Source organism: uncultured Methanobrevibacter sp., assembly GCF_946184425.1.
GTDB lineage: Archaea > Methanobacteriota > Methanobacteria > Methanobacteriales > Methanobacteriaceae > Methanocatella.
In genome coordinates this window covers 1-12,068 of sequence record NZ_CAMHFP010000058.1, presented here as the reverse complement: position 1 = coordinate 12,068, position 12,068 = coordinate 1, and the positions used below count along the sequence as shown (strand labels likewise).

Sequence of the window (12,068 nt, the reverse complement as noted above, 5' to 3'; positions counted from 1 at the left end):
TTACTTCCAGTGCAGTTCCCGCAACAGTAATCAGATAAGTTCCATCAACATCCGCCCTGACATTAATAGCAACACTATCCGGATAAATCACATCATCAACACTAACAACAACATTATTAATCAACCTATTAACAGTTATAGTCACACTATCCACTGCAGAAGCATAATTAGAATCACCAGAATAATTAGCATAAACCACATAACTTCCCGCATTCAAGCCAGACAACACAAATGACCCATTAACACCAACAACTTTAATTAATGTTCCGTTCGCAAATGTGTATGTCACATTACCGGTCGCATCACCAGGAAGACTTTGGGTAATATTAATCAAATCACCATAAGAGATTTCAGTGACATTAGCAATAATATTGAAGTTGGTTCCAGTCTGAGTCACTTCAAATGAAGTTTTATTAACAGCATAATTATAATTATCACCACCTTCAAATATCACAGACGCATCATAAATGCCGACACCCATAATGCCCGCATCAAAACTGCCAACACCATTCTTAACAATGAACCGAGTTACAAAATTACCGATTATTACCCTATATTCACCATCAACACTGGCAAATACATTACCATCAACATCAGCAGTATAAACCTTATCCAAAACCTCAATACTTAAAGTAACATCAGCCTTAGAAACAACAATTGTTACACTATCCTTTGCAGAAGCATAATAAGAATCACCTGAATACTCAGCATAAACCACATAAGACCCGGCATCCAAACCAGACAATACAAATGACCCATTGACACCAATAACATCAATTATTGTACCATTAGCAAATCTATAAGTTATATTGCCAGCAGCATCCGCCGGAAGACTCTGAGTAACATTAATAACACCACCATAAGAGATTTCAGTGGCATTAGCAATAACATTGAAGTTAGTGCCTGATGGAGTAACCTTAAATGCAGTCTTATTGTTAGCATAGTTATAATTACCTGTGCCGTTAAAGATTACAAAAGCAATGTAATTGCCAACATCCAAAATGCCAACATTAAAACTACCAACACCATCTTCAACAACAACAGGAACTACACAATTACCGATTATGACCTTATATTCGCCATCAACACTGGCAAATACATTACCAGCAACATCAGCAGTATAAACCTTATCCAAAACCTCAATACTTAAACTAATATCAGCCTTAGATACAGCAAATTCACAATCACTAACATTATTATCATAATTAGCATCCACAAATTCAACAGCAGTAGAATAACTGCCAGCATCCAAAGCAATGTCAGCCACACCGATACCATCTAAAACATCAACAATGACCTCTTCATCACCCAAATTAATAGTATACTGACCATCAACATCAGCACTTACAGTGATTGTAGTGTTTTCACCATAAACAACATCACAAGCATAAACCACAACATTATTAACCGCCTTATTAACAACAATTGTTAAACTATCTTTTGCAGAAGCATAATTAGAATCACCAGAGTACTCAGCATAAACCACATAAGATCCAGCATCCAAACCAGACAATACAAATGACCCATTGACACCAATAACATCAATTATTGTACCATTAGCAAATCTATAAGTTATATTGCCAGCAGCATCCGCCGGAAGACTCTGAGTAACATTAATAACACCACCATAAGAGATTTCAGTGGCATTAGCAATAACATTGAAGTTAGTGCCTGATGGAGTAACCTTAAATGCAGTCTTATTGTTAGCATAGTTATAATTACCTGTGCCGTTAAAGATTACAAAAGCAATGTAATTGCCAACATCCAAAATGCCAACATTAAAACTACCAACACCATCTTCAACAACAACAGGAACTACACAATTACCGATTATGACCTTATATTCGCCATCAACACTGGCAAATACATTACCAGCAACATCAGCAGTATAAACCTTATCCAAAACCTCAATACTTAAACTAATATCAGCCTTAGATACAGCAAATTCACAATCACTAACATTATTATCATAATTAGCATCCACAAATTCAACAGCAGTAGAATAACTGCCAGCATCCAAAGCAATGTCAGCCACACCGATACCATCTAAAACATCAACAATGACCTCTTCATCACCCAAATTAATAGTATACTGACCATCAACATCAGCACTTACAGTGATTGTAGTGTTTTCACCATAAACAACATCACAAGCATAAACCACAACATTATTAACCGCCTTATTAACAACAATTGTTAAACTATCTTTTGCAGAAGCATAATTAGAATCACCAGAGTACTCAGCATAAACCACATAAGATCCAGCATCCAAACCAGACAATACAAATGACCCATTGACACCAATAACATCAATTATTGTACCATTAGCAAATCTATAAGTTATATTGCCAGCAGCATCCGCCGGAAGACTCTGAGTAACATTAATAACACCACCATAAGAGATTTCAGTGGCATTAGCAATAACATTGAAGTTAGTGCCTGATGGAGTAACCTTAAATGCAGTCTTATTGTTAGCATAGTTATAATTACCTGTGCCGTTAAAGATTACAAAAGCAATGTAATTGCCAACATCCAAAATGCCAACATTAAAACTACCAACACCATCTTCAACAACAACAGGAACTACACAATTACCGATTATGACCTTATATTCGCCATCAACACTGGCAAATACATTACCAGCAACATCAGCAGTATAAACCTTATCCAAAACCTCAATACTTAAACTAATATCAGCCTTAGATACAGCAAATTCACAATCACTAACATTATTATCATAATTAGCATCCACAAATTCAACAGCAGTAGAATAACTGCCAGCATCCAAAGCAATGTCGGCCACACCGATGCCATCTACAACATCAACAATGACTTTCCTGCCACCGACGCCAATAGTATATCGACCATCAACATCAGCACGAACTATAATTGTAGCGTTTTCACCATAAACAACATCAGAAACATAAACCACAACATCATTAACCGCCTTATTAACAACAATTGTCAGACTATCCATTGCAGAAGCATAATTAGAATCACCAGAGTACTCAGCATAAACCACATAAGACCCAGCATCCAAACCAAACAATACAAATGACCCATTGACACCAATAACATCAATTATTGTACCATTAGCAAATCTATAAGTTATATTGCCAGCAGCATCCGCCGGAAGACTCTGAGTAACGTTGATAACATCACCATAAGTTATATTAGTCCCATTAACAACAACATTGAAGTTAGTACCAGATTGAGTAACCTTAAATGATGTCTCATTATCAGCAGAATTATAATTATTAGTGCCCTTAAAGATTACAGAAGCACTATAATTACCAGTAGTCAAAATACCAGCATTAAAACTACCAATACCATCTTTAACAATGACTGGAACTGCATAATTACCAATTATGACCTTATACTCGCCATCAACACTGGCAAATACATTACCATCAACATCAGCAGTATAAACCTTATCCAAAACAATAATGCTCAAAGTAATATTGGCCCTAGTTACAACAAATGAACTGTTAGTCATATTAATATCATAATTATCATCAGTATAATTGACATAAGCAGTGTAATTTCCCGCATCAAGACTAATCATGACCTTTCCGTGACCATCAACCACGCCAACAAACAATTGTTGATTACCTACATTAACAGGCAACAGACCATCAATATCAGAAATTACATGAATAACACTTAATTCACCATACACATTATCCTCAACAACTACAGTAATGTTAATGCTTCTTTTTAAAACCTTAAATGATTTTGAATCACTGCTTCTACTAACATTAAATGTTTCCATATTTGTAACAGTTACTGTATAGTTTCCAACATCCAAATAAGGAACTGAAAGCATGTCAGAAGTTACATTTTCATCATAAATAACTTCACCATCCTGATTTTGAATCATGACATTTACAACAGTTTTATTTTCAACATCAAAACCAATTAAAACCGCATCTTCATAATAAATATCAGATATATTATTCAATGTAACGGTAGAATTGAACCTAAAGACATTGAACTCCTGAGATGATGAGTTTCCAATTACATTTTCAGTACCATAATTGGTAACAATAACAGTATACCTGCCTGCAGGCAGATTACTGACAATAACCGGAGACTCACTTACATTCTCATTATAAACAATACCCCCGTCAACATCATCTTCAATCATCACATTGACGACAGTAGCATTTACAACCGCAATCTGAACCTCCAAATCATCTCCACAGTAAATTGAATCAACAAGAACTTCAATATAAGAAGGAGCTTTTATAATTTCAAAACTGCCATTAACCCTATCTCCACTGATATTGGAATTGCCCAGATTTGTAAACTCAAAAGTGTAGTTTCCAACAGTTAAATTTCTATAGATAAAGAAATAAAAGCCCAAATAAGCATCTTCAGTCAGATTAGTAACTTCCTCAGGAAGTTCAGGGATTTCATTGAAATTTTTATCATAAATGATATTTCCTTCAAAATCATAAATGCAGATATTTAAAACCGTTTCATTTTCCACATCATAATCCAATCTGAAAGGCAATCCATAATATATTACATTTGAATAATCGAATTCAATTAATGAAGCAGCCTTCAATACATAAAATGTCTTAGTGTCACTGCTAGGGTTGAAATTAATGGAACCTGAATTATAAACTTCAACAGCATATTTGCCCACAGCCAAATCTGAAAGATCAACATAACTTTCATCAGTATTATTCTGATAAATAACAGCACCATCCTCATTCTTTACAACAACAGTGACATTTGTAGCATTCATTACAACAAAGGAAATTTCAATGTCATCACCATAATACACATCACCAATGCCATCTATTTCAACAGAGGAATTTGCAGGAATGACAAATAATGTCTTGAAATCCTGACTGGCGAAAACATTCTCGGTTTCCACATTAACCAATTCAACCTGATAGAAACCTGCATCCAAATCAAGACTAATGGTTGAATTTGTAGTTGTGAAATTATCCCTCTCACCGCTTTCCAAATCAACAACAGTCACCATAACCTCAGTCAAATTATCAACAACATAATTGATTAAAACATTGCCATAAACATATTCTGTTTTATTATCGAAAATTATGGATGAATTAACCTTTAAAACATTGAATACAGCATAATCGCCACTAGGATTATAGTTTTGGTCAATTATATTAGTCAATGTTATTGAGTACGAACCTACAGACAAATTACTTATGATTAAGAAATCACCTTCAACAGCATCGTTGAAAACAAATTCCCTAGTATCAATATCATAAATTGAAGCAATAACATTAGTTCTATTTTCAACAGTGAAATTGATAATTATGTCTTTTCCATAATAAGCATCGACCACATCCATAAGAGTTAATGAAGAGCCTGCCCTAGTGACTCTGAAAGCTGAAGTGACACTGCTGGACTGATAATATTCAGTTTCTAAAGTGCGGATTATTACATTATACAATCCAGCTTTCAAATCAGGGATGGAAATGTCATGCTCATCTGTAGTTTCATTGAATACCATTTCAGAGTTAAGGGTAACTGTGATCCGAACTGCAGTACTGTTTTCAAACTTAAATCCAATGTTCACATCTTCCCCATAAACTACATCAGCAATACTTGTAATTACAACAGATGAATTATATTTTAACACATTAACAATTAGTGAGTCAACAGTACAGTTTTCAAATGATTTTTCACTTATTTCCGGAAGAACAAGCCATGATCCATTTGTCAATACCCACAAATACTCATATGCATCAATATAAAAATCGGCCAGATATAGTTCATCGTCAATTTTGAAATAAAACTCATCGAGCAAGATAATGTTATTATTGTCATCATATATTGTAGCGTTTAATAAAATCACATCACCGACCATGTAACTTGAATTGACATCATCCAAACAGGCAAAAGTCTTTGAAAGAATAGTGCCATCGTTGAAAATGTAATCTGATATGGAAAGATTATTCTTATTCAGATAAACGGTTGAACCACCTACAATACTGATAGATTTGTTGTTTTGATTATTGAATATGCAACCAGTGATATTTACCCCATTACACCCATCTATTTCAATAATTCCTGAAATTGGACTGTAAATATTCTCAAATAATGAATTTTCAATGGTTAAATTGTTTACTTCAAGCCCATTTATTGAAAGGCCGGAATTGTCCACAAATCTGCAGTTGTCAACAACATGATTTGAACCTTCAAGATATACTGAATAGCGATTGGCGCGAGTGAAATTTGAATTCCTAACAACCACATTGGAACCAAAGCAGTTTAATGCACAGTAACTGTTATTAACTGAAACATTGCTTATAACCCCATTGTTTCCAAGCCATTCAACGGCATTAAACGAATTATAAATATTAATATTTGTCAAGGAGACATTGTCTGCAGATACAACAAATATGCTGGATTCGTTCATTGCATCAATATCAAATCCATTACCATTGATTGTCACTGTCTTATCTATTGGAATGCCGCTAATATAATCAACATCATAATAATAAAATTTATAGTCATGTGTCAGATTAACAACACCGCCAGAACCAGTTTTGTTAATCAAATAATACAATGCAGTTAATGAATCCTCATCATAGATTACTTCAAATTCATGCTTTAACACCACACTTTCAAATATGGCAAAAATTTCACCATAATAAGGACCCATGGCTTCAAATGAAACATAAATCATTCCATCATGGAGATCATCCGAAGTGACATTAATATTTCCACCATCAGCATTAAAAATAAATGCGAATAGGTTAAGTCCACCATATGTTGAATTTGTTTCTAGATTGAAATTGTACAAATTAGTCAAGTTTAAAGTAAGTGTTGTATTTTTACCTGCGGAAATAATGGTTGAATTGGCATTGAAAGTCGCAAATAGTGCATTATCCAAAATAACATTACTACTAACATTGGCTTTTCCATTAAAAGTGTCTGCAGTATTTCCCCACCAATTGTAATTTGCATTTAATGGGTTTGTAGCATAGATAACCACATCAAAGTTGTTCAACAAAACAGAATTCCTTATTGTAATATTCCTACCAGTGGCATATATTGCACTGCCGTTAATATCATTACCGTTGATTAGAGAGATATTCTCCAAAACAACATCATCAGCCAAAATATTAAAGATGCGAGATTCGCCTTTACCGTCAATGACGAAGCCATTTCCGTTGATAGTTATGGACTTATTAATTTTTATTCCATCCAAAGCATCAATTTCCGGATAAAACTCATAATTACCACTCAAATTAAGGACAGTTCCATTCATATTGTCTATTTCATATTGCAAGACATAAAATGAATCACTAGGGTGGTCGACTACATTATATTTAATTTCATATACCTTATGAGAATATTTTGACAGGTTTGCCAAAACAACAACTTTACTCTCACCATACTCCTCAGGAACAAATGTAACCTCAAATGGAATATCGTGCAAAATAAAAGAATCAGTACTGAAGTCACCATTATCTGATTTTAAGCTCAAATTAAGCTTAAAGTCACCAGTATATTCTGAAACTGTACCTTTTTTCGCATCATATGATTTCAATGTGAAAGTAATACTATTCAAGGACCCCATATATGTTTCGGTTTTGCCATAATCAACATCTAAAAACAGCCAATCATTCAATATTACCCTTCTACCCACAGAAGGCCCCTTATCCAAATTATCGACAGTATTGCCAAACCAGTTATTATAAGCCCTTAGACCACCTACAACCTCCTCCTGAGAGGCATCCAATACATTGATATTAACATTATCAACAAAAATGGAGTTGCGAACATCAAGGTAATACTTACCTGATGAATATATTGTGGACTTTCCATTATTCTTCATGAAAATAGAATCATATACATCCACATTCTTATCCCCAATATTCAATGCACAAACTGCACTTCCCTGATCGCCCGCAGTGTTGGAATAGAATTCACCAGAGATATTGCTAGGCCTACCATATTTTGACGAACTTCCGAGCATGTAAATTGCACCACCATCTTTGGAAGCCCTATTATTTTGATAGATACCATTAAAGTTACCGAATGGACTAAAACTATAAACCGCACCGCCAAAAGCAGCAGAATTTGAATCAAAAATACCATCTATGAAAAAGAATGGAATGCCAATAGCACCATGTGAATAAACAGCACCACCCATATTTCGTGCGGAATTGCTTATGAAATTACCTTTAAGGCGATATTGCCCAACATCAATTAAATATATTGCACCTCCATCCTCTGCCCTGTTATTTGTAAAATTACCAGTTATGTTGCTAAATATCTTTCTTCGATAATCTCCAGAATAATAGATTGCACCACCCTCTTTTTCTGCAGAATTGCTATTAAAGACAGATGCATCTATATTTACATCTTTATAAGATTCAAGATAAATCGCACCACCATTTCTCGCCGAATTGTTTTCGAACCTGCAGGAATCAATATACAATGAGGTCTGAGTGGAAGTGCAAATTGCACCACCGTTATCAGCCTTACCGTTAATGAATGTGATATTATTCAAAACAACTTTATGCCCATCTATATTGAAAATTCTGGCCTGTCCATCACCATCGATAACATGACCATTACCATTGATTGTTAAATCCTTATTAATATAAATACCATCAATCAACATATAATCGGACATCAGTGAAAAAGTATAATCACTAGTGAGATTTATAACATCCCCCGAATTACTAATCAAATACTTTAAATCAGTAAAAGAACCATCATCGAACTGATTAAGATAAATCCTATGGGCGAACAATTCATAGTCGATTTCGATAGGAATTTCACCATCAGAACTTGAAGTATACACCACGCTTCCCTCATTATTGATTAATATAATTGAATCAGAGCTAAGTGTTCCACCTTCGTTCAACAATTTAACGCCGAATTTCATATTTCTGAAGCTGGTTAATGGAACACTTCGTCTTGAGTTCAAATCATATGCATAAAACTTAAGACTGATATTTGAACTGTTTCCTACTGGAATATCATAGACAGAAGGCATGACATTTAGATAAAGCAGACTTTTAACGGCAAAATTATTGAGCATTTCATAATTCCTTAAGATATCGTCATTTGTACCACCAAACCAATTGTTTTCAATGTTAACCGTAACATTAACTTGTGACTCCGGCCCGGAAGGCTTATCAATATATTTTGTTGTTGAATAAGTTAGAAGTATGGAATTGCTAAGATCCAATCTGGTGTGAACATCAAGAAAAATAAAAGATCCATAATAACCAGCATTTGAATTAATGAAAATGCAGTCCTTGACAGTACTAATACCTGATAACCATAAAGAGCCTCCCTTTCCACCAGCAGTGTTGTTGATGAAAGTGGAATTAGTTATTGTAATCCTTTTTCCAATCAACTTAATTGCACCACCATCAGATTTCGCCGAACAATTAATGAACCCACAATTATTGACTACAATCCTATTTGCATAACCCTCAATAGCAGCACCAAAATTCGAATAACAATTAACAATATTCAAATTATTAATTTCCACATTAACGCTTTTAGCTATATTAAATACTCCACCAAGATTCTTTGAATCGACAGTGAAACCGTTACCGTTAATCACCAAATTCTTTGAAATGCTTACAGTCATGTCACCGTCGATAGACTTGTCACGAGCATAACCATGATCCAAATTCAAAACTCCATTTTGACAATTGTCAACAAGAACTTGAAGAGCATTGAACGAATATGGATTTGTCTTAAATTTCAAAGTGATCTTTGCACCATAACAATCCACAGTAAGAGAAGATGAACCCATAGTAGCATCTGCTACAAATTTAAAACTTGACTTGCCGTTAGCCAAATAAAGATTTTTAGAAACTACAATTGCATTTTGTCCAGTGACACCATAACTAATCGCAGGATTATTAAATGGAGGTAAATTGTTGTCGGATGTAGGGGCGTCACGCATATATCTAAAGTTCAAAATAACAGTGGATTCCAGTCCATTGTAGTAGTTTTTGTCCATGAATGTAGCAACCAGATACAGATTTTCGTAATTTTTAAGGTTGACTGCTTTGCCTTTGAGTTTGCTAAAATCGTAACTCCTGGTATCCATAGTATTTCCAAACCAATTCTTTTCAATATTTATCTCTTTAGTGGACCAGACGTCATAATTATCATTTCTTAAAAAAGTACAGAATCTAACATTACATCCTTTATTGTCACAATATATTGCATTCGGCTGTTCGATAAATGCACAATCCACTATGTTTGAAGATTTAGAATCAAGATAAATTGCTCCACCATATTTATCAACCTTATTTTTGGTGAATAGACATCCTGTAAAAGTAAGGGATTTGCAGTTGGATGAGGCATATACTGCACCACCCTCTTTAGATGCGCCATTGCCTGTAAAATTACAATATGAAACAGTCCCCGAAGCAATACCATCATGGAAATATATTGCACCACCATATTTGCAGTAATGGTTATTGTTGTTATATCCATTATTATTGAATGCGCACCTTGTTATTACAATGCTGGTGTCGCCAATATGGGAATCATAAGATACGAATATTGCACCCCCTTCCTGTCTTAATTTATTGTTCATGTAATTAGAATTGAAAACACAATCCTCAATTCTAACATTATTGGCCATTGATGATATTGCACCGCCAAAGCGAGCGTAATTTTCAGTAAATGTGCATCCCTTAATTAAAGCACCTGATCCATAATTGAGACGAATGGCACCCCCATTATCATAAGACTGTGGTGCATCAGCTCTTCCAGCGTAGTTTTTAACAAAAACAGAATCTATTATTTTGCAGTTCCCATATGCAGTTATTGCACCACCATCACCAGCCGAACATTCTTCAAATCTGCAAGATTTAACAGTAACAGGACCACTGATGCTTATTGCACCACCAGCACTAAATCCGGTAGAATCAATCTGGGCAATGGTTTCCCATTTTGTAACTTTAGATGAGCCCGTAGCAAAACATCTTTTAAAAGTACAATTAATAATTTGTGAGTCATATTTCGTCATTAATGAAATTGGTCCTGAGAAATCTCCGGAATTATTTATAAATCTACAATTAGAAATTATAACTTGACAACAGTTCGATCCAGAAATAGCACCATAAGTTCCACATAGAAAAGTAATGTTCTTTATTTGAATTTTTCCTGTGGGATTTTTGTTATCTAATTTAAAAGCCATGTAATGATTAAGGTAAATACTATGTCCTTTACCGTCAATTACAATATCCTTAGTTATAGTAATAGGATCCACACCATCATAAAACTTATAATCCCTATCCAAGGTTATTGTTGAGCCAGGTCTTGCAACAAGAATCAGATTGTTCAGATCATTACGGGTCCCCTCATTTGAAGCGGATAACATATCATCAGAATTGCTACTGGAAAGCACATCACCAGAGACACAGTTCTGTCCATCAGAAGCATTTCCTCCAGCACCCCTGCCATTATCAGCCACATCCAGCGTAGCATTTTTATCATCAACATTGCTACTGGAAAGCACGTTTTCCAAGACAGCAACCTGTCCATCAGAACCCCTTTTCCCAGTAACATCATACATACCATTATCATATTCATTAATATCATCATCAGCCACATCAATGGCGTTTAAGTCATTAAAATCCGAACTTTCCATTGATGTTTGAGTTTCACTTGCCGATACACAAGCCACCGACAAGAAACATAGAATTAATGAAATTAAAATTACCCTCTTAAAATTCATTTTAACACCATAGAACACTTACTTAAAAGTTTATTCAATGACATTGATATATTTTTATATCAATAATTGAATATTTAATTAAAAAATTAGATAAGTGAAAACTTAATAATATTGACAACCTCATCATATAATCCACCATTAAACTAAAAATGTTTAATCAAAGATTTGATATGAACAAATTCCATTTATCACAACCTGAACGGGCAAAACATTGAAAAAAAAGCATCGAAACCAGATATTTTATTGAAAAAAAAAAACAGATATATTAATAGAATTAATGGACTAAAAAAATAAAAAATAGAAGAAGATAAAAAGGAGTTATCTTCTTACTTTTATTACTCTTTTTACTGTGTCT

Annotated in this window: 1 protein-coding gene; it reads right to left on the bottom strand. The window is 34.3% G+C overall.

All coding sequences use genetic code 11. From position 1 onward, the window contains the following. Window positions 1–11,662, bottom strand: an 11,662-nt coding sequence (locus Q0P94_RS09795; RefSeq protein WP_295116115.1) for a right-handed parallel beta-helix repeat-containing protein, incomplete at its 3' end; no start/stop codon positions are given. Window positions 11,663–12,068: the final 406 nt, after the last annotated feature.